This is a genomic window from Bacillus yunxiaonensis, from assembly GCF_037104695.1.
In the GTDB taxonomy this organism is placed as follows: domain Bacteria; phylum Bacillota; class Bacilli; order Bacillales; family Bacillaceae_G; genus Bacillus_A; species Bacillus_A yunxiaonensis.
Genome location: NZ_JBAWSV010000001.1, coordinates 339,280 through 359,257, shown reverse-complemented (window position 1 = coordinate 359,257; position 19,978 = coordinate 339,280). Strand labels below are relative to the sequence as shown.

General features: G+C 36.1%; 19 protein-coding genes. 3 read left to right on the top strand and 16 right to left on the bottom strand.

Annotation, left to right across the window (positions count from 1 at the left end; translation table 11 throughout):
- The first annotated feature begins 9 nt into the window (after nucleotides 1-9).
- From WAX78_RS01815 to WAX78_RS01805, 3 genes are all read left to right on the top strand, one after another.
- Nucleotides 10-132: a hypothetical protein gene (locus tag WAX78_RS01815; RefSeq protein WP_336480592.1), complete on the top strand. Its 123-nt coding sequence runs from the start codon at nucleotides 10-12 to the stop codon at nucleotides 130-132.
- A 222-nt stretch (nucleotides 133-354) separates the two neighbouring features.
- Nucleotides 355-1,077: a hypothetical protein gene (locus WAX78_RS01810; protein ID WP_336480591.1), complete on the top strand. Its 723-nt coding sequence runs from the start codon at nucleotides 355-357 to the stop codon at nucleotides 1,075-1,077.
- Nucleotides 1,078-1,820: 743 nt separating this feature from the next.
- A complete protein-coding gene (locus WAX78_RS01805) occupies nucleotides 1,821-2,594 on the top strand; it encodes an SDR family NAD(P)-dependent oxidoreductase (protein WP_336480590.1) in 774 nt (257 codons plus the stop codon).
- Between the two features lie 107 nt (nucleotides 2,595-2,701).
- Here the strand turns inward: WAX78_RS01805 and WAX78_RS01800 are convergent, their stop codons facing one another.
- The 16 genes from WAX78_RS01800 to WAX78_RS01725 form a co-directional block, all read right to left on the bottom strand.
- Nucleotides 2,702-3,649 (bottom strand): alpha/beta hydrolase, encoded by a 948-nt coding sequence (locus tag WAX78_RS01800; protein WP_336480589.1) that lies wholly within the window; start codon nucleotides 3,647-3,649, stop codon nucleotides 2,702-2,704.
- Between the two features lie 198 nt (nucleotides 3,650-3,847).
- Nucleotides 3,848-4,846, bottom strand: coding sequence for a TauD/TfdA family dioxygenase (locus tag WAX78_RS01795; RefSeq protein WP_336480588.1), 999 nt, complete (start codon nucleotides 4,844-4,846; stop codon nucleotides 3,848-3,850).
- 311 nt (nucleotides 4,847-5,157) lie between these two features.
- Entirely contained in the window at nucleotides 5,158-6,447 is a 1,290-nt protein-coding gene (locus WAX78_RS01790; protein ID WP_336480587.1) for an MFS transporter, read from the bottom strand.
- Between the two features lie 136 nt (nucleotides 6,448-6,583).
- A complete protein-coding gene (locus tag WAX78_RS01785) occupies nucleotides 6,584-7,639 on the bottom strand; it encodes a TauD/TfdA family dioxygenase (RefSeq protein WP_336480586.1) in 1,056 nt (351 codons plus the stop codon).
- 37 nt (nucleotides 7,640-7,676) lie between these two features.
- The gene (locus WAX78_RS01780; protein ID WP_336480585.1) at nucleotides 7,677-9,212 is read right to left on the bottom strand and encodes a long-chain-fatty-acid--CoA ligase; all 1,536 of its coding nucleotides are present in this window, start codon (nucleotides 9,210-9,212) and stop codon (nucleotides 7,677-7,679) included.
- 731 nt (nucleotides 9,213-9,943) lie between these two features.
- Nucleotides 9,944-10,810, bottom strand: a complete 867-nt coding sequence (locus WAX78_RS01775; RefSeq protein ID WP_336480584.1) for an SDR family oxidoreductase — start codon at nucleotides 10,808-10,810, stop codon at nucleotides 9,944-9,946.
- Entirely contained in the window at nucleotides 10,807-11,307 is a 501-nt protein-coding gene (locus WAX78_RS01770; protein WP_336480583.1) for a hypothetical protein, read from the bottom strand. Before WAX78_RS01770 ends, WAX78_RS01775 begins: the two co-directional genes overlap by 4 nt.
- A 131-nt stretch (nucleotides 11,308-11,438) precedes the next feature.
- Nucleotides 11,439-12,032 carry a MarR family winged helix-turn-helix transcriptional regulator gene (locus WAX78_RS01765; protein ID WP_413789146.1) on the bottom strand — a complete coding sequence of 198 codons (594 nt, stop codon included), beginning with the start codon at nucleotides 12,030-12,032 and terminating at the stop codon, nucleotides 11,439-11,441.
- A gap of 190 nt (nucleotides 12,033-12,222) precedes the next feature.
- Nucleotides 12,223-12,600, bottom strand: a complete 378-nt coding sequence (locus WAX78_RS01760) for an FAS1-like dehydratase domain-containing protein (protein WP_336480581.1) — start codon at nucleotides 12,598-12,600, stop codon at nucleotides 12,223-12,225.
- Nucleotides 12,601-12,766: 166 nt separating this feature from the next.
- Nucleotides 12,767-13,600, bottom strand: a complete 834-nt coding sequence (locus tag WAX78_RS01755) for an alpha/beta fold hydrolase (RefSeq protein ID WP_413789163.1) — start codon at nucleotides 13,598-13,600, stop codon at nucleotides 12,767-12,769.
- Between the two features lie 326 nt (nucleotides 13,601-13,926).
- On the bottom strand, nucleotides 13,927-14,232 hold the full coding sequence (locus tag WAX78_RS01750) for a MazG nucleotide pyrophosphohydrolase domain-containing protein (RefSeq protein ID WP_336480579.1): 306 nt from the start codon (nucleotides 14,230-14,232) through the stop codon (nucleotides 13,927-13,929).
- Nucleotides 14,233-14,346: 114 nt separating this feature from the next.
- Complete coding sequence (locus WAX78_RS01745) at nucleotides 14,347-16,038, bottom strand: M3 family oligoendopeptidase (RefSeq protein WP_336480578.1); 1,692 nt, start codon at nucleotides 16,036-16,038, stop codon at nucleotides 14,347-14,349.
- A 15-nt stretch (nucleotides 16,039-16,053) separates the two neighbouring features.
- Nucleotides 16,054-16,302 carry a hypothetical protein gene (locus tag WAX78_RS01740; RefSeq protein WP_336480577.1) on the bottom strand — a complete coding sequence of 83 codons (249 nt, stop codon included), beginning with the start codon at nucleotides 16,300-16,302 and terminating at the stop codon, nucleotides 16,054-16,056.
- A gap of 129 nt (nucleotides 16,303-16,431) precedes the next feature.
- Entirely contained in the window at nucleotides 16,432-17,352 is a 921-nt protein-coding gene (gene murB, locus WAX78_RS01735) for a UDP-N-acetylmuramate dehydrogenase (RefSeq protein ID WP_336480576.1), read from the bottom strand.
- A gap of 405 nt (nucleotides 17,353-17,757) precedes the next feature.
- Nucleotides 17,758-18,462, bottom strand: coding sequence for a 5'-methylthioadenosine/S-adenosylhomocysteine nucleosidase (gene mtnN, locus WAX78_RS01730; RefSeq protein WP_336480575.1), 705 nt, complete (start codon nucleotides 18,460-18,462; stop codon nucleotides 17,758-17,760).
- A gap of 520 nt (nucleotides 18,463-18,982) precedes the next feature.
- Complete coding sequence (locus tag WAX78_RS01725) at nucleotides 18,983-19,825, bottom strand: SDR family oxidoreductase (RefSeq protein WP_336480574.1); 843 nt, start codon at nucleotides 19,823-19,825, stop codon at nucleotides 18,983-18,985.
- Between the last annotated feature and the right edge of the window lie 153 nt (nucleotides 19,826-19,978).

Below are 19,978 nucleotides of genomic sequence, written 5' to 3'. Positions count from 1 at the left end.
ATCATGCAGTTGAAAATGAAAAAAAAGCGTAGAGAAGTTAAAGAGTTAGAAATCGAAGAATTACAAATAAAACATAAAAGATTATTAGCAGAATACCAAAGACTTAATAATATTTTAAATGCCAATTCATAACTACTATTAATTAATAAAAGCTACTGAACAGAAAATCTACAGTAGCTTTTTATGTGACATTTTCTTTTATTTAAAAGGAGGATTTTCTAGCTAAAAATCCACTATTACATATGGACAAATATGAAACTTTCAAACGCTTGTCGAATAAAATATAGAGAAAAATAATCGAATAAGCTTCGGTTTTATTATTTCTTATATTATAATTTAAGGAAGTGAATAATTTTGTCTTTTCCGAACATTCCCAATATAACTCCAACCATTTCAATTTCTACTGCACAGACTATTCCTTTGCTTTTGGCTTCCATTGCCTTTGAAGAATTAGCTCTGGCTCACATCGTGAATGCCGAGGCAGAGAAGCTTCAACTTGTTCTAGGAACATTAACTCCTACAAGAACTATATTCTCTCCTGCAGTAGTTTCGTTATCTAATCTTCTTACTATCGACGCAAGTGTTCAAAGCACTCTCCGTGATGTCATCAAAAAAGAAATGCTTTTAGAGTTTAAGTTTGAAAATGTTTTGGAATTAATGACACCCCCTTCCCCTCCAGTAACAGGTTGTACCTTAACACGAGGGTTCTTTGCAACTCATCAAGCAGAGACATTACAATTGCTTGCAATGGCAGGTGGTACAATTATACTCGGAAATGATAGTCTAGGCTTCAGTACAATTGTTACTGCTGCCAATATTTTCGATGTCTTAAATGGAAATGTTGGTCCATCACCACAATATCGACAGTTAAATGCTCAATTATTAACCGCTAAACTTAATGTACTAAATGGGGCTAATTGTCAGTTTGCACAAAATACCATTGCTCTTGCCGATGCTTTCCTTACAAATCCAATCCAAAATGATGTAGTGGCATCACAAATTCAACAAATGTTAGCTGAGTTCAACGAAGGTAATGCTCCAGGATGCCCAGGTCATTGTCCAGGAACAGAATTTTAATAAATACAATGCTAAGGCAGAGAAACTTCAACTGATTTTAGGAACATTTACTGGCGTGCTAGGCCCAAACTCTGTAACGATAACAGCTACTGCGATCGCTTTAAGGGTTACAGTTAGTACCTCTCAAACTATCACTTTCATCTGTCCGTATATGAATAGCTGCAACAATCGAATCCTTGCCAAATGGCAGGGATTTTTTTGTTACAAATTTTTCAATCGTTCTCGTGAACTAACCGATGAAGGTAAAATCATTCAATTACTATGCCTTTGGAGTACTAAAAAAACTTGAGGAAACAAAAATAGACAGCCAACTTATTAAATTCCACGAAATAGGTGTACTAAAAATAGCTTCTTTCACCAGATTGATGACATTACTGCTAAAAACTATAGTCGCTTTTAGGCATGATTATCCATATATAAATCTGCTGATTCAGTGCTTCAAATATTGTCATGTATCTCTTCCCCTTCTATCAACAAACGAGCATAGGAGTGAGCCGCTCTCTTGAGGAACCTATTCGATTGTACGAGAAAATAAAAGACTGATATATTTTACTAAGGTTCTATTTTATTTACAAAGTAGTTTTTTCTATTTTATATTAGTAGTACTTAATTACAAATTAAAATCTTTAATTTTATTTAATTATAATTTATTAGTAGAATTAAAAGTATAAATGAGTTAATATTCCAAAAAATTACTTTCGAGTTTGGTCTTTTACGGTTAAATCGAAACAGGAGGTTGAACTATGGACTTAAAGTTATCCGAAAAAAAAGCACTTATTGTTGGAGGAAGCCGCGGGATTGGTAAAGCTACTGCTCGTCAATTGGCTCTGGAAGGTGTAGATTGCACGATTTGCTCAAGAAATGAATCCTCACTCAAAATCGCTGCTGAGGAATTAGCTCAAGAAACAAACAGAAATATCTATCCAATTGTCGCAGATACCACTGATCCCGACTCTATCCTAAATTTAGTTGAAAAATCAGCAGCAGCAATGGGAAGCATTGATATTTTAATCAACAGTGGAGCCCGTGTTGGCGGCTTTGAGCCAGAGGATTTTAATAGTATTAAAGATGAACTTATTTTGAAAGATTTTGAAGAAAAGTATATGGGCTATTTTCGTTGTATGCGAGCTGTAGCTCCTTATATGATAGAAAATAATTGGGGACGTATTATAAATATAAGTGGTCTGGCTGCTAGAATTGGCGGTAATTATTTTAGTTCCGGTCCGCGTAATGCATCTGTTGTCCATTTAACAAAATCAGCATCATTGGAATTAGGAAAGCATGGAATTAACGTCAATGCTGTTTATCCAGGGATTGTCGATACGGAAATGTTTAGAAACCGCGTCACTAACGAAGATGCTGTGCGTCAGATGGCAGGACTCAATGCACTCGGCCGCTTGATTACAGTAGAAGAAATTGCTAATGTCATTACCTTCCTAGCTTCACCTTTGGCGGCATCGATTACTGGTGATGTCATTTCAGTAACCGGCGGAATTGGAGAAACCGTTTTTTACTAAAAAGCTAGGATCGATATTGTAACTGTATCGTAGATTACCAATAATAGTGTATTTAAAAAACGAGCCTCACTAAAAGCTGAGGCTCGTTTTTTTATAATTTTTTAATCCTAATCTATCTCTATTGTATATTTAGCAGCATTCAAGAACTTGTCAATCTTAGAAACAGTTGATTCAATGTTCTTAGAGAAAATAGCCATATGTGCAAAAAAGCCGTGGATCATACCAAGTTCACATGCATATTCAACTTGCACACCAAATTTTTTCAATCGTTCGGCATAAGCCATTCCTTCATCCCGAAGCACATCATTTTCTGCTGTGATTACGAGTGCTGGCGGGAGACCGCTTAAATCTTCAGCAACCAAAGGAGCAGCGTATTCATTATACCTGTCCTCATCATTCCTTAAATAATGATCACGGAACCAAATCAGCTGTTCGCGATCCAGACCAAATCCTTTTGCAAATGCTTGATGGGATTCCGTATTAAACTCAAGATTTGTCGCAGGGTAGATTAAGACCTGTGCAGCGATGTCGGGACCTTTTCTGTCTCTCGCCATCATAGTTACTACTGTCGCTAGATTTCCACCTGAGCTATCCCCTCCGACTGCCAATCTCGTAACATCTCCGTTAAAGGAGGGCCCTTTTTCATAAACCCATTCCAATGCCGCATATGCGTCTTCGACTGGAGTTGGGAACTTATACTCTGGAGCAAGACGATAGTTTACAGATACAACAATACTAGCCGTTCTATTTGCTATCATTCGGCAACTGGCATCCATCACTTCAATGTCTCCTAGAACCCATCCTCCACCATGGTAGTAAATAAATATCGGGAAGGGACCTTGCCCCTCCGGTATGTATACCCTACATTTTATTTCTTCGTCTTTGCTTACCGGTATCATCAAATTCTCTACCGTTGAAACCGGATCTAATTTTACAGCAGGGCGCGGTGCCTTCGAAAGCATCTCTCTTACTGTCTTAGGGTCCATTTTATGAATAGGCGGCATCTGATTAAATGCTTGTAAATATTTTTCTGCTTGCGGATCTAAATTTGCCATGAAACATCATCCTCACTTCCATTTATTTTAAAATTAACTCGGCTATTTCCTAAACCTTGATTCCGATCCTGAAACGCTCACATTCACTTCATCATAAAAAAACATACAATGGTGATTTTATTCACCTTATCTCGATGAATAAAATCACCATATAACTTGATATAAGAGATATTGGTAATTAACATTACCACCCGTTTTTTATCTAATTACAGGTGCTCCTCCGATATAAAACTCGAAATCTGGGGCAATTTTTCGGCCATTTGGCATCATGAGCCACAATCTTAATAAATGACGTTTGCGGTCATCTTCTTCATAATCTTCAAATAATGTACGTGAATGAAAAACCGCATAATTATTAACGAATTGCATATCACCTGGTTCCATCATCATATCAATATGAAAGTTTTTATCATGAGTAAGGGAATCTATAAAATCAAATGCTTCGATTTCCTCTTTCGACAAAGAGATACCTGTTTTCATTTGTGCTGATTCGACATATTGGCGCATATATCTGCAGCTCAATTTACCATCGTAGTAGCTAAAGATTGGTGATTGAACTACCGGAGATTGACCTAGTGCTTCTTCCCCACGAAGATCATGGGCGAATGGACGAAAAAGAATTTCAAGGTACTCTGGGTGCTTCTCCAGAATTTCATTATAGATAGACATTGCACTAGCGATACTGCTTAAACCACCAGATTTCGCTTTGCGAAGACATAGTAATCCGACCACATCAGCAAGATCTGTGTGATAGTCAAGATGCACATTTGTTTGGTAACCTCTTACTTTTGTATTATCATTAAAGTCTTTACCTATGTTTTTGATATGCCCTAAGAGGTCTCCATTTTTGCTTTGGATGATTGGCAGTCCCAAGTGAAGTCCGACACCCCAGTAAATGACGCTTGCTTCTTCGTCAGTATACCGTTCCATTGGCAATCCGCGAATCAATAGAAACCCTCTCCCATTCTCCAGTTCGTCGACAAAGTATTTGATTTCGTCAGCGAGATCAGGAATCGGGAAATCCTCCTTTTTAAAATCTGGTGCTTTTAATCCCTTTTGCTGAACATGTAATAATGCCTTATCAAGAGCAGCAATCGTTTTTTCGGACAAATAATAAATCCATGAATCATCTTTAGCTAGTTCAATGCCTTTCCATGCTGAACGTCCTTGAATTTTTTCCTTTATAATGACTGACATAAATATTCCTCCTTTATTCATTTGATTATTTTCTCACTTGATATTACTGAATATTTTGAATTTTCTTTCCTTTAGTATACTTATAATTATAAGTGAAATAAAATTGTTATTTTTAATTTATAATTAAGTTGTATTAATATATACCGTCATTCAATCTCACAAACTAGCCCTTTCAAAAACTAAGTAATAGATACATTGACCAAATAGTCAATTAACATAGTTATGGTCATTCTACTTCAATTTGGTATATTCACTAACTAAGAAGATCCTTCGTTGAAGTTATTACTGCACCCTGATTTGCTGTATATTTTTTAAATACTCACTTGTTCCTCTGCTTTTATCGTTGTGTGACTTTGCTTCGCGGGACGTACAACGATCCAAAATAATAATCCGATAACGAACATACCCAAAGCAGTTACTTGGAATCCATAACGATATCCCATTGCTTCAGTCGCTGCATATTGGATGAAATACCCGAATACGAGCGGGGCAATAATACTTGTTGAACTTGAAAGAGCAATGAACGTCCCTTGTGCTTTTCCGATGTTTTTGGGAGAAAAAAAATCCATCAATATTGCGGGTGCGAGTGAAAGAATGACATACGCAAAGCCTGGAGCAAGGGTGAAGAACAGGATGGATATAGCAGTTGAATTCACGGCATTTGCCATATATACACAAAGGGCAGATAGTACCATCATGGAACCGGCAAGATTTATTCGTGCTTTACGAATATCCCCAGTTTTGCGATAAATCCGGTCTGATAGCATAGAAAACCCAATTTGGCTAACGGCAGCGAAAAGAAAAGGTAAAGACACAGCTAATTTTAATGTTTGACCATTAAAATGTTGAACTTTAGTAAAGTATGCCGGAAACCATATCGCTTGAACGGACAATAGCCAATAGGCACAACCTCCACATAAAGCAGTAAAAACGAAATTTTTAGACAACAGATGTGGAAGAAACTGACGCCAAGAAACCTTAGAGAGGGTTGATGAATGCTGCTCCTCTTGATGAAAAGAAGGCAATCCAATTTCTTGTGGACTTTCTTTACCGAAAATAATCCATAAAACTAGTACAATAAGTCCAACAATCCCCATGGCTATAAAAGCAGATCGCCATCCATATTGATCGATTAAGGAGATTAATAATGGCGAAGCAATCGCCGATCCGCCTGTTGTTCCTAACAGAACAGCACCAAATCCTATACCATGTCTATGTTTCGGGAACCATTTTCCCATGATAGCCGTTGATAGAGCTGGAGCTGGACCTTCGCCTGCTCCCAAGATCATTCTTGTAAACACTAGCAAAGACAGACTAGAAACAAAAGGTGTAACAAATTGAACAATCAACCATATAAATGACATCCAAGTTAACATTTTTTTCGTGTTTCTAGAATCAGCCATTCCGCCAAGAATGATAGAGGAAAAAGTAAAAAACCAAAAGAAGGAGCTTCCCACCAATCCCCATTGTGAAGGGCTTAAATGTAACTCTTTCATTAGGGGAACGGAAACCAAACCAATAACAATTTTATCAACTTGGTTGATCATACCTGAAGCAACTAGAAATAATAATATAATCCAAGAATATTTTGGAGTGCTCAACGTATAAATCCCCCTTATTTTTACCATCAAGGGAAAACCTTTTCCTGACATCTGAAAAGGTTCTCCCCATCACATGAATCAATTGGTGTTCTTATGAAACGATTTATAAAGGTAAGTCTTTCTGATTTAAGCCCAATTACTTCAAGTTTTCTATAATACCGCCAGATGTTTTTCCACGTACGGGAATACCGCCGCGACCCGCTTTACCTGTTTTCTCATCAATAAACATCGCGAAATCGTGTGCAATTTCTCGGCCATTTGGCATCGTGAGCCACAATCTTAATAAATGGCGTTTGCGTTCCGGTTCTTCATAGTCCTCGTATTGAGTACGTGAATGAAGAACTGTATAATTATTGACGAATTGCATATCACCTTCTTCCAACATCATATTATAATGCATACTTTCATCATGAAGGATGGAATCCAGTAGGTCTAACGCTTCAATTTCAACTTTTGACAAATGAACACCTGTTTTCGCTTGTGCTGATTCTATAAATGTACGAACATATCTGCAGCTCAATTTACCATCATAATAACTAAAAATTGGTGATGTAAATACTGGAGATTCACCTGGCGCTTCCTCACCACGACGATCAAAGATGAATGGACGACAGAGAATTCCAAGATACTCTGGGTACTTCTCCAGAATTTCATTATAAACAGCCATTGAACTTATGATACTACTGAACCCCCCAGATTTCCCTTTTCGAAGGCTTAATAATCCGACGACATCAGATCCATCTGCATGAAAAGGAAGATGCAGTTTCGTTTGATAACCGCGTACATTTGAATTTTCTAAGCTAAGACCTTGATCAATGACGTGCCCTAAGAGGTCACCATTTGCGTTTTGCGATACCGGAATGCCCATGTGAAGTCCGAGCCCCCAGTAAATGATGCTCGCTTCTTCATCCGTATACCTCTCCATTGGTAATCCACGAATTAATAGGAACCCTCTCCCATTCTCTAACTCTTCCACAAAGTAAGAAATTTCGTCAGAGAGATCCGGAATTGGGAAGTCCTCCTTATTAAAATTAGGTGCTTGTAAACCCTTTTGTTTAACAAAAAATAAAGCGTTTTCAAGAGATTCGATCGTTTTCTCGGACAAATAATAAACCCATGAATCATTTTTAGCTAGATCAATACCTTTCCACGCTACTGGTCCTTGAACTTTTTCCTTTAAAATGGACGACATAAATAATCCTCCTTCAATAATATGGTTAGTTAATTTCTTACTTAACTTCAATCAATTGTCTTAACTCTCTTCGCAAAATTTTCCCTGTTGAATTTTTAGGTAACTCTTTAGAAAATTCCACATGTCTAGGAAGCTTGTACTTCACCAGCTTATCCTGACAGAATCGGATAATGTCATTCATGGTGATCTGCTCATCATTGACTACGACATAAGCTTTTACATTTTCTCCGTATTCTCCATCGGAAACTCCGATTACGGCTGCCTCTACAACAGCAGGATGTTGATACAGAACTTCCTCCACTTCACGAGGATATACATTGTATCCACCAACAATAATCATGTCCTTCTTTCGATCAACGATGTAGATGTATCCTTCTTCATCCATTGTTGCTAGATCACCAGTGTAAAACCATCCATCTATAAAGGCAGCTAATGTAGCTTCTGGCATCCTCAAGTATCCATTCATTATATTTGGCCCTTGAACTACTAATTCTCCGACTTCTCCTCTCGGCAATTCTTTTCCTTCCTCATTGACAATTTTGCTCTTGACGCCTGGTATATCTAGACCGATAGATCCTGGCTTGCGGGTTCCATTTAAAGGATTAATAGCAACAAGAGGAGAAGTTTCCGAAAGCCCATACCCTTCCAAGATAAAAACGTTGTACTTGTTTTCAAATTTTTGTAGCAGCTCGACTGGAATCGAGGCACCGCCAGAGATACACAAGCGAATGGATGAGAAATCTTCCGCAGTGGATTCAGGCAATTGAAAGATAAAATTGTACATCGTAGGAACTCCAGCAAACACTGTTGCCTTTTTTTCTCGAATGGTACGGACCACATCAAGAGGGCTGAATTTAGGTATAATCAGCACAGTTGCCCCACAAGCAATTGGCGCATTCAGACAAATAGTCATACAGAAAACATGAAACATTGGTAGAACAGAGACTACACAATCTTTATCATGGAGTTCAATTAATTCTGAAATGGCGTCTGCATTCGAAGCCAAATTCCGATGCGATAACATCGCACCCTTTGGTTTCCCTGTTGTTCCTGATGTGTATAAAATGACTGCAAGGTCCTCCTGATCAATGTAAGGGCTTAGGCAAACATTGAAAGAGCTTAGGCAAACATTATTACTTGTTTCCATCAGATGCTCCCATGTACATTCCTGATCCTCGGCATCTGTATAAATGACTAGCTTTAGATTTTTCAATTGTTCCCTTACTTCTGATAACTTCGGTTCTACTGATATGTGCGCAATAACCGCTTTAGCTTGACTATCGTCTAAAATGTAGTTGATTTCCTCTTTGGTATACAAAGGATTCATCGGAACAACAAATGCACCTAGTCGTAAAATGCCGTAGTACGTAATGAGAAATTCAGGGCTATTTCCTAATAAAAGAGCCACTCCATCTCCCTTCCCGATTCCTCGGGCAGACAAACCAGCAGCTAATCGATCCACCTGCTGATTTAGTTCTTTATAAGTAACACTTTTATCTCTATAGATATAAGCGATACTGTCTGGGAAACTACTTGCACTTCTTTTCAAATTTTCGTCTAAATTATAACTCATTAAATGATCCCCCCTTTTACTCACGTAGAAGCATTTGAATAGCTACTATTGTGAATATTCAAAATATTATTACAATAAGTATACTCATAAATAATAATTAAATAAAATTAAAGATTTTAATTTGTAAGTAAATATTACTAATATTCGAAAAGGGATGCAGCCATGATGTTGGGAGTCCTTTAGCATATGTGGGAAAAATTAAGAGATCATCCTGTATATACTGAAGGGCATATGAAGATTAAAAACGTTATTAGTTGATATAAGAACTATTTTTGACTCTTAAATAACATTTTTCGAAGTTTGTTTAATGCCAAAAAAACAAAATAGAAAACCAAAAAATCAAGTAATAAACCTAATATTCCAAAACTAAATCGTATTTCTCTGTAATATCCCAACCTCTGAGCTGGAAAGCCAAATAAAAAATGGGACCCTTCAATTCGAATCCCGATTTCAAAAATGAAAGAAAAAATGATAGTTGTAATGAGACTAAGATGATATAACACTCTTTTTTCATTTAACAATTTCATATTCTCTCCATGCTATTGGCTTTTTTACAATTTTACAGATTTTAATCGCAAGGAATACTAAGTGCTGATAAAATGCAGGTTTAAAAGATTATTCCGACTATAATACTATTATAACCAGTGTTATTTTTTCATTATTCCAAAAGGTTAAATGCCACCGACAACTTTTCAGAAAAAATTCTTTATTTGGTTCAGTAAACTCCGCCACTACCGGAAGTTATCTACATACTCACACAGAAAATCGTCTAGCGTGCGGGGCTCTCTACCAAGCAAATGCTTCACAGTGTCCATAGGTTTTTCCGGCAGCGCCACCGACATAGCCTGAATTTCCACAATATGATTTACGAGCCAAGGAGGCATATGTTCATGTTCGATTAGATTGCGTCGTAATACTTGAGAATCCATGTTGACATAGCGAATTGACCTCCCCAGCAGAACGGATAGTTTACTTGCAATCTGTGGATAGCTGAATACCTCAGAACCGGTAAGTGTGTATACTTTGCCAGTTACCCTACTGTTAGTCAAAGTTTCGGCAGCAACATCTGCAATATCTCGGCAATCAATGAAGTTACATGCGATATCATCCATGGAACCATAGAAAACATCTTGGGCTATAATCGTCGGTGCAAAGCGCAGTAAGTTTTGCATAAACGCATACGGGCGTAACACCGTATGCTTAATACCCGATTCGAACAAAATTCTCTCAATTTCATGATGCCAACCTGCTACTGCCACTGGAGCATTTCGGTCAAAAACTGGACTGGATATCTTTACGATGTGCTCTATTCCGACTTCCGTGGCAATATGAATAATAGAAGTCTCTAATTCAATTTGTCTTGGACTGTTGGACATCGCAAGGAAGAGCTGGCTTGCTCCTGTAAACGCACGGCGCAGCGATTCAGGATCAGTTGCATCAGCTGATACGATTTCAATAAGTGACGGGTCTAAATCGCCAATCTGCATAAATACCTTCTCAGGATCCCTGCTCAGCGCTCGAACAGGAACACCAAAATTAACTAAACGTTTCAAAAGTGCTCTACCAATTGTACCCGATGCCCCAATAATGACAATCATTTTCTATCCTCTCCTTTGAATGCAAAAATTTTTTTAACATTAAGACGCCATCGCCATGTTATGATTGTGCTCGCAATCATTGCAGATAGCGGAAAATCAATCCATACCCGATCGAACCAAATAAAGTGATTAAACTGCCCTAGTAAACAAGATGCCGACCACGCAGCGAACAGTCCAAACATAGTCCCTATCAAAGCAAAAATCCCCACAACAACTAAGTGATTTGCACCGATGATCCAGCGATTATGAATCCCTCGGCTTCGTAACCAAAGGCCAAGCATCCAGGCTACTATAGCTGATGTCCCTCCAATCGTTGTTAGTGCCCCAATCTGTAGACCCTTGTCGGCAGTGATCAATCCCCCAATCCCTGCCATGATGACAGGGGCAACATAAGCCATCAACACTTCAGGCCACAATACAAAAGGCTTTACATTGGAATCCACATTCGTAATAGCATATACACCTTCTGTTTTATCCAGATATTTCATGTTCCTCATATATTCACCTCCTTTCTTTTTTGAAATCATTTAGCAATCTATTCATATTATATAATTAGGAACCTAACTATATGAGGATGAAAATAGGCTAGCTTTACTAGCCCTTTTTAGCTGTTGTTCATAAGTTTCTTCTATTCGTCTAGTTCATCCGTAAGTGCTGAGATGCCTTCTGTCACTCGGCCAAGCAGGTCGAGAAATACACTGCGCTCCTCGATACTAAGTAAGCCGACCATAGCTTCTAGCCTTGCGAAATGCTCTGGAGCCATTTCACGAAGCTTCTTCGCTCCTTGCTCCGTTAAAATGACCGATTTTTGACGCCCATCTTTTGAGCTAGGTCGACGGGATACGAGGCCATCTCGCTCAAGGGTATCAATTAGACCTGTCACTGTAGCACGTGTCACACCTAGATGTTCAGCTAATTGCGAAGGTAATGCTTCTCCTTCGTTATCTTCAAGGTCTGCCAGTAAACGATAGCGTCCTGTTGATAAACCAAATCTAGAGAAATGAATCTCCGTAGCATGTCCAAGCTTAGTTCCTGCTGCCATTAGCCTAACCGCAACGAGAACAGCTTGGGCGTCAATATCTAAATTATAACGATCAATTTGACGCTTAGATTGTATAAGTGTAGGAACCGCATCATTGTAATTTATTACTTTAGTATCCGAGCCAGCAGGCGGAACAACATAAACATCTTCCGTTTTTTCCGAATCTTTCATATTGCTCATGTATGTACCTTCTTTCTTCTTTTAAATCGTTAAGCAGTTACTTTCATCACCATGTAATTAGGGGACTAATTATATGGTGATGAAAATAGGCTAGCTTTACTAGCCCGCATTATAATCATATATATAGTATGGCACCTAATCATTTTTTATGTCAACAAATTTTATTAACATATTTTCAATTTTAAAATGTTCAGTCTCGAATGATTCCATGACTTGATCCTAGCATTACTTCTTTCCCATTTTGATTGCGATATACTGACTTTATTTCTACCCTTTTAAAACCTTCCATTTGTTCAACATTTGTAAGAGTTATTTCGCATGTAATGGTATCTCCAGTAAAAACAGGTCGAATAAATTCAGTTACCATTTCTCTTGCGATGTAATTTACATCACCACCAATTTTCGTTCCTATACTTGCAGTTAATAAACCTTGTACCATTAAACGACCTTTTTCATCATACTCAATATGATGCCTACCTTGGTCGCCTGAAAAACTTCCGAACTGTAAAACATCTTCTTTAGTAAAAGTTCTTTCCCATGTAAAAACGTCACCTGTTTTAATAATCATATTCTCCTCCTTAATTTTGAATATTCTGTATTTTTAGTTTAGCACAAAAATGAATGAATGACCATTCGTTTTTAATAGTTTCACTACATTGCATACATTAATTTAATAAGAAAAAATCCTGCATGAAACAGGATTTTTAATCATTTCTTTTACGAATTATTAATCTTTATTCAAAAGCCACAATATTTTCTTCTACTCTATTTAACCATTCGTTTATCAATGATTGAAATAAAACATCCTGCTCAATTTGCAAGTTATGCCCTGCTTTATCTAAAACAGCAAAAGTAGCTCGGGGGAATTTATCAAGAATCTCCCAAGCATCCTTGTATCCTGTCACTGAATCCTGTTTGCCCAATAAAAAGAGACTTGGTTTTTCATACAGAGATAGCTGATTATCTACATCAAATGAAAAAGCATATTGCTTCTGTATTTTTGTTAAAAACGCCTCATCTGCTATTTTAATTCCTGGTATAATCTCTTCCAGATAACGTTGCCAATTATTTTCGTTAAGCTCTACAAAATTCAAGCTGAAATTCTCACGTTCCTCCGTACTTAACTGAGATAAAAACTTTTCATCTCGGTAAATGACGGTATGCGGAGGAAGCCGTCTCTTGTTTATGTCCGGAATAATCATAGGACAAATAAATGCTGCGCCATCTATTTTTTCTTTTCTTTTGGATATAACTCCTCTAGTTATGTATCCACCATATGATTCACCTGCAATTAAGAAAGATTCGTTTGGAATAATCGTATCTATAAATTTTAAAACAAGATCTAACATTCCATCTGAGTTTTGAATAGATTCGTTCCCCTTCGTTTGTCCCATTCCTGGTAAATCAATATAAATTCGTTTCCAACCTTCTCTTTTTACAAAAACAGGTTCCATGCACCCTAACATTAGTCTATGATCGGGCGAAAAACCATGAAGCATGATAATCGGCTTTCCAGAACCATAAATCTCATAATGAACTTTTACATCCCCTATTACGCATTCCATAATAATCCACTCCGAATTTTCAGTATTTCTAATACTATAATAGAATAAAAGTTCTAACTTTCAAAATATTAGGCTCATACTCCTTATTATTAGTTAAAGAACATTTTTATCTCTTTACATCTCGTATACAGTTTACATAATATAATTATGATATATATATCTTATTAATTACTTGCAAAAACGTTTCTAAAAGCTGTTTTATTTCTTTTATAGAACATCTTTAACTAGACACCTCAAACATAATACCATTAGCTTTCGCGCGATATTTGTGATCATAATTTTCAAAGTGCCCATAATAAAGTGAATGAAAATATAGAAACGAACTGTTTTTATACATCCCAATGTCTATATTTATTTACCTCACTCTTTTTTCTAAATGCATCTTCTAAGTCAATATCGAGTTTGTTAGCAAGATCAAAAAGATTCCATACCACATCGTATATTTCAGAACCTAACTGTTCCTTTAGTTCATTAATATTATCAGAATCCGGATTGGAAGAAATTTTCAAGACTTCTTGAGCGACCTCTCCAATTTCTGTCACCAAAAATAAAGTTCTTTCTTCAATCGTTGAGTTCTCAAAACCTTTATTTTTACTAAACTCTCTAACCTCTCTTTGTAATGCAGATATTTCCACTTTGCCAACCCTCCCTATTTTGAAACTATCCAAAATCTGTTTTGGAATTTAACTGTTCTTCTTGTACTAGCTAATAATAGAACATTTATTGTAAATTAAAACCTCAACATCTTATTACTCTTCTTCAAATAACTCTAATTCTTTCTCCACAAACTCCATTAACTCTTTAATCGTTTGCGACGAAAAATCAAAACGAATGCCTGCTGCTTCATACACTTCTTTTACTGATCTTGTACTTCCTAAAGATAGCGCCTTTTTATAATTAATTAAAGCTTGTTTTCGATTCTCTTTATATTGTTTATACATCTGTAAGGCACCTATTTGTGCAATTGCATACTCAATATAGTAAAAAGGAGCTTCAAAAATATGTAAAATAGACAACCATTTTGTTGCTAACCAGTTTTCATAACCTTCCCAGCTCACAAAGTTAGAGTCATATGTTCTTGCAAGTTCTTGAAACTTTTCCTTTCTTTCCACATGCGTATGATTTGGATTTTCATACATCCAATGCTGAAATTGATCAACTACGATAATAATAGGTAAATACTCTACCATTAACCTAAGCTGCTCACGCTTTGCCCTGTTAAAATCAGCTTTATTTGTATAGAATGTATCCCAATACTCCATTGTCAGGAGTTCCATTGTTGTACTCGCCAATTCTGCTGATTCCATCGGTACATTTCGATATTGTTGAATCTCAATATCTTTCATAAGCTCATTATGAATGCAATGACCCATTTCGTGTAAAAGCACCACTACATCATCTTGGGTGTTGCAACAATTCATAAAAATAAATGATTGTTTAGAAGTAGGTAAGTATTCACAAAAACCACCTGGAGCTTTCCCTTTACGGCTCTCTAAATCTAAGAGATTATTCTCATTCATCTCCTGCAGTAATGCTGAAAAACGCGGATCAACATTTTCTAAAATATGAAAACTTCTTTTTACTAACTCGTCTACATTTTGTACCGGCTGTAACGGTTTCTCATTTGTCGGAACAGCTCTTACATCCCAAGGTCTAAAAGTATTTACTCCCAAAGTTTTTTGTTGTTTTTCTTGAAATTTCTTCTGTAACGGGATAACATACTGACGCATTGCTTCTGCTAATTCAAAACAGTCTGTTGCTGTATAATCAAAGCGTTCATATTTTTTAAACATGTAGTCACGATAATTTTGTAAACCGACATTTTGAGCTTTTTGATGTCGCAACGCAATTAACTTATCCATAATGAGTTGCAGATCCCCTTCTACCGATAATACACTTTCTTGAATAAGAGTCATTGCATTTTTTCTAACAGTACGTTCAGAATCTTGAAGATACACCTGCATGTCGCTTAACGGCTTTTCTTCTCCTTCCCACATTACTGTTAAGTCACCTGTAATCTCGAAATACTTTGTTACTAACTCATCTTCTTCAATTTCTAAAGCTATATTTTTCTCATTGAACAAACTAATCGCATTTCCTACTTTTTTATTAAATAAACCGAAATATTCAGGATCTAGCTGCAAACGAAATGGAGATTCATAGTATTTATTGTCTAGTAAGCTTTTGTAGTGTTTCACTAATGGCTGCACATGTTTTTGATCAAAATCATATGCTTCTTTCACTTGTTGGTTATAAGTGCTGCATTGAAATTGAATATAATGTTGTTTTAGTTGTTCATCCACTTCATCTAACAATCTAGACTGATGCCGCAACCAATCCTCAAATTCCTTGCTACTTTGAATCTGTGCTTGTAGCAACTCTTCAAATTGCGCTTGTAACACTTTCAAATCATTAATAACAAAATATTCAGTATTATCCATGCGCAAGACGCCCTTTCATACAATATTCTTCGCAACAAGTTTCAAATGCTCGGCAGGAATAATTTGTTTCACTGTTTCCTGCAAATCCTCTGCCATCACTTCTTCAATATGTTCCAAGGCTACCTCTAATATACTGCATTCCATTGTTTCAATATTAAGTAAAGAATAATGGTCATTTTTCTTAATCACTAAATATCTATGATTTTCTGTCACTAGCAAAGCACCCAACTGAATTCCTAGTACTCTGTTATCTTCAAAATTCATGTACAATCCTCCCATCTATAAGTATTTTACAATAAAAGGATATTGGAAGATACAAAAATAAATAGATGTTTTACAACCGCTAATTGTCCCAAATAAAAAAACACCTCTCATTTCGAGAGGTGTTTACTATTAAGATACTAAATCTTCTCCAATAATTTTTACTTCTGTTTCTAATTCTACGTTAAATTTAGATTTGACCGTTTCCTGCACATATCGGATAAGTTTTACATAATCACTCGCTGTAGCTTCGTCTATATTCACCATAAATCCAGCATGCTTAGTAGATACTTGGGCACCTCCTATTTGTTTTCCTTGCAGCCCACTATCTTGAATTAACTTACCAGCAAACATACCTGGAGGACGTTTAAAAACACTGCCACAAGAAGGATATTCTAATGGTTGTTTTGATTCACGCAAAAATGTCAATTCATCCATTTTTTCTTTGATTATATTATATTCACCTTCTTGTAAAGCAAAAGTCGCTTCTAACACAAGATATCCTTCTCTAGAAATAGAGCTGTTTCTGTATTCTAATTCTAAATCATTTTTATTTAAATTAAGAATCTCGCCATCTCTAGTTAAAACTAATACACTTTCAATAACATGTGATACTTCGCCACCATATGCTCCTGCATTCATGTATACTGCTCCGCCAACTGTTCCTGGAATGCCACAAGCAAACTCTAATCCAGTTAGATGATTTTTTAATGCAAATCTAGAAGTATCAATAATAGTTGCTCCGCTTTGAACAATTATCTTATTATCTTTCAATGCGATATTAGTTAATTTAGTTAAATTCAGAACAATCCCTCTAATACCGCCATCTTTAATAATTAAGTTTGAACCATTACCTAAAATAGTAAAATCAATATTATTTTGATTTGCATATTTTATTACGTCTTGTACCTCTTGATACGTAGTAGGTAAAACAAAATAATCCGCATTTCCACCCGTTTTAGTGAAAGTGTATCGTTTTAACGGTTCATCTTTTTTAACTTTATTATCATCTAATATGTTCAATAAATCGTTGTATACTTTATCCATTTTCATAACCTCTTTACTAAAACTTTTTCCTATCCATTATAATAGATTACGTTATTTTTTTAGAATTTCAAGTAATAAATTTTACTAGACTCCATTTTTTATACTAAAATGTGTCAAAAAGAGGTATTTTCACCCCTTGTCGGGATATCTTTCGGAACAGACTGCATTCTTCCATTATTTGTTACTGTATATTGTATAATTGAATCTTGATTTAAGTATTGTTCAATTGTCTTAGGATGAACTCCATCTAATAATAAATTTGTTATTAAATACAAGGTGTAAGTTTTGTTAGCTTTTCTTTTTTCAACGTACTAACTAAAAATTTTAAATTACAATCCTTTATTATTTCAAGCAATAATACCTTTTTAAAACATTTATTATCAAATAATTAAAATATCATAAGTGAAATTCCTACACTTTAATTTCTTTAAAAAAATGCAGTAAAAATGCAATCATATATTCGCACGCTTTCTCACAAGCTAACATCTTAAACACTCTTTGTTCTTCTATTGTTTTATCATTCGCTTGATCTGACGCAGCTTTTAAACAAAGAAATGGTTTTCCATTCACATGACAAACGTAAGAAAATGCAGCAATTTCTTGATCTACTGCAAGTGCTCCGTAAACAGTTTGAAGCAATTCTCTCGTTTCTGAACTACGAATACGTTGATCGCCTGAAATGAATGTACCATAATGAGAGGTATAAACTAGTTGTAACTTTTTCATTTCTTTAATTAAATGTTTTGAAGGCTGAATACACGCTGTTCTTCCTGTATATAAATCAAACGGATCCATTCCAGTTCCCGCTCCAGTTACATCATGTTGCATAACTTTAGTGGCGACAACAATCTCACCATTTTTCACTTTGTTTGATAAACTTCCACAAATCCCTGTCATAAATAGCTGTTCTGGTTGAAATTCACTAATAAGAAGCTGAACACAACTTGCACATTGGACTTTACCAACTCCGGTTATGACAGAAATCAATTCAATCCCGTTCATATTATGAAAATGAAATTCCCAAGCCGCGCGTTCTTCTTTACGATAGCTTGGATAATATTTATGTAAATACGTAAGCTCTGGTTCCCATGCTGCAACAATTGCAATTCGCTTCATAAATAGAATTCCTTTCCTTATATTTCTTTTCTTATATGTAGTACATATCTCATCATAAGCAAACTAAGTATAGTTAACAATAATATGATTATGTATCCTTATCTTATTATAATTACACTATAAATTTGTAATGCAGATTTTGATTTTAATAATATCGTGCAAAAGATTTGTAATATATACACAATCATTTACTTCGCTCTTTGTAACTTATCCCCTTCTTTTTTCGTTACAGCTTATTCGTAAATGTCAATTTGCAGGTAGGAGAGTTATCGTAAAGTTAGTAAACATTAGATTTTTATTTTGAACGCATTTGCAAAGAAAAGGCAAACTTCATTATTTTTTTGTATGTAGTAAATTCAAATATTTGGCATAGTAAAACAATTCAACATAGTACAACTTTCTTATGAAAGGAAGAAATAAAAAAAGCCTTGGATGACACTATGATAGGAGTGAGTCATCCAAGGGTGTGGAGAAAATAACCAGTTTGAATAATAACAATTAATATTAGTTTTGTAGATATTTAGCTGTTTACAATTTCCCCACCATTCACGTGCAGAATTTGCCCTGATATGTAAGATGCATCATCGGAGGCCAAGAATACATAAGCAGGTGCCACTTCAAACGGTTGGCCAGCTCGCTTCATAGGAACATGGTCTCCAAATGTGGTAATCCATTCTGGCGGAAAGGAAGATGGAATTAATGGAGTCCAAATTGGTCCTGGGGCCACACCATTAACTCGAATCCCTTGCGATGCCAGTGACGATGACAGCGAACGCGTAAATGAAACAATGGCTCCTTTAGATGCCGAGTAGTCAATTGCATCTTTATCTCCATGATAGGCACTAAGGGATGTTGTATTTATTATGGAGCTCCCTGAATTCATGTATGGTAAAGCAGCTTTCGTAATAATAAACTGCGAAAAAACATTTGTGTGAAAGGTGCTTGCTCGTTGATTCGAATCTACATCAAGTAGACTATTCCTTATGTATAGTACACCAGCATTATTCACCAAAATGTCAATACGACCAAATTGGTGAATCGTTCGCATTACAGCTTGTTGGCAATGCTGCTCATACCCAATATCACCTGGAATGGTAATGCAACTTCGGCCGTACTTTTTGACATAGAACTCTGTTTCTTTTGCATCGCTGTGTTCATTTAGGTATGAGATTGCAATATCTGCACCCTCTTTCGCGAAGGCTATGGCGACAGCCCTTCCAATTCCACTATCCCCACCAGTTATAAGTGCTACCTTATTTATAAGCTTACCGGCTGGTTTGTAATTGGGGTTATCAAATATAGGTCTGGGTACCATTAAGGATTCAATGCCAGGTTTACTTTGTTGTTGAGGCGGGAAACCCATCACACACACCCCTCTCGGCATTTTTCTATAATGTATTATGATATTTAGGAAAATATATCCTTTTCGAAAAATTAAATAGAGGAAGTGAGGGTGTAAAAATAAGTTTTTGCTACAACGTGAAACAGCTGTAAAATGGCGTTTTTTATGAATCTA

Bases quoted from the DNA above. Each gene is read 5' to 3' on its own strand.
- WAX78_RS01780 (WP_336480585.1), bottom strand. From the start codon at position 9,212: ATGAGTTATAATTTAGACGAAAATTTGAAAAGAAGTGCAAGTAGTTTC.
- WAX78_RS01775 (WP_336480584.1), bottom strand. From the start codon at position 10,810: ATGATTGTCATTATTGGGGCATCGGGTACAATTGGTAGAGCACTTTTG.
- WAX78_RS01770 (WP_336480583.1), bottom strand. From the start codon at position 11,307: ATGAGGAACATGAAATATCTGGATAAAACAGAAGGTGTATATGCTATT.
- WAX78_RS01805 (WP_336480590.1), top strand. From the start codon at position 1,821: ATGGACTTAAAGTTATCCGAAAAAAAAGCACTTATTGTTGGAGGAAGC.
- WAX78_RS01800 (WP_336480589.1), bottom strand. From the start codon at position 3,649: ATGGCAAATTTAGATCCGCAAGCAGAAAAATATTTACAAGCATTTAAT.
- WAX78_RS01795 (WP_336480588.1), bottom strand. From the start codon at position 4,846: ATGTCAGTCATTATAAAGGAAAAAATTCAAGGACGTTCAGCATGGAAA.
- WAX78_RS01725 (WP_336480574.1), bottom strand. From the start codon at position 19,825: ATGGGTTTCCCGCCTCAACAACAAAGTAAACCTGGCATTGAATCCTTA.
- WAX78_RS01760 (WP_336480581.1), bottom strand. From the start codon at position 12,600: ATGATTATTAAAACAGGTGACGTTTTTACATGGGAAAGAACTTTTACT.
- WAX78_RS01745 (WP_336480578.1), bottom strand. From the start codon at position 16,038: ATGGATAATACTGAATATTTTGTTATTAATGATTTGAAAGTGTTACAA.
- WAX78_RS01785 (WP_336480586.1), bottom strand. From the start codon at position 7,639: ATGTCGTCCATTTTAAAGGAAAAAGTTCAAGGACCAGTAGCGTGGAAA.
- mtnN (WP_336480575.1), bottom strand. From the start codon at position 18,462: ATGAAGCGAATTGCAATTGTTGCAGCATGGGAACCAGAGCTTACGTAT.
- murB (WP_336480576.1), bottom strand. From the start codon at position 17,352: ATGAAAATGGATAAAGTATACAACGATTTATTGAACATATTAGATGAT.
- WAX78_RS01740 (WP_336480577.1), bottom strand. From the start codon at position 16,302: ATGAATTTTGAAGATAACAGAGTACTAGGAATTCAGTTGGGTGCTTTG.
- WAX78_RS01765 (WP_413789146.1), bottom strand. From the start codon at position 12,032: ATGAGCAATATGAAAGATTCGGAAAAAACGGAAGATGTTTATGTTGTT.